This is a genomic window from Mesorhizobium sp. M2A.F.Ca.ET.037.01.1.1 (genome assembly GCF_003998075.1).
In the GTDB taxonomy this organism is placed as follows: Bacteria; Pseudomonadota; Alphaproteobacteria; order Rhizobiales; family Rhizobiaceae; genus Mesorhizobium.
Genome location: NZ_RZSA01001691.1, coordinates 1 through 607 on the forward strand (window position 1 = coordinate 1; position 607 = coordinate 607).

1 protein-coding gene is annotated in these 607 nt (G+C 63.6%); it reads left to right on the top strand.

Features of this window, described 5'->3' with window-relative positions; all coding sequences use genetic code 11:
• Nucleotides 1–607 (top strand): lytic murein transglycosylase (locus tag EOA27_RS39250; protein ID WP_145970941.1); only part of this gene is annotated, 607 nt, incomplete at both ends.

Genomic DNA, 607 nt, shown 5'->3' on the forward strand with positions numbered 1-607 from the left:
GAATTCACCGCGCCCGCCTGGGACTATTTCGACAACCGCGTGCACGACCAGGCGGTCGCCAACGGCCAGGCGATGGCACGCAAATGGAAGCCATGGCTCGACCGCATCGAGGCGCGGTTCGGCGTCGACCGCAACATCCTTCTGGCCATCTGGTCGATGGAATCGAATTATGGCGAGACGCTCAAGCGCGACGACATCATGCGCAACGTCATCCGTTCGCTGGCCACCCTTGCCTATGGCGATCCCAAGCGCTCGAAATATGCCAGCACCCAGCTGATCGCGGCGCTGAAAATCCTGCAGAGCGGCGACATCGACGAGAGCCATCTGATGGGCTCCTGGGCCGGCGCGATGGGCCAGACCCAGTTCATCCCGACCAGCTATCAGCGCTATGCGGTCGACATGGACGGCAACGGCAGGCGCGATATCTGGAATTCGATCCCCGACGCGCTGGCGACTTCCGCCAATCTGCTCAAGAAGAACGGCTGGCAAGCCGGCAAGACCTGGGGCTATGAGGTCACCATACCGGCCAGCAAGCTGCCCGGCGGCGCAAAGACGATCGCGCAGTGGCAGGCGCTCGGCGTCGTCAGGGCCAGCGGCAAGCCGTTCA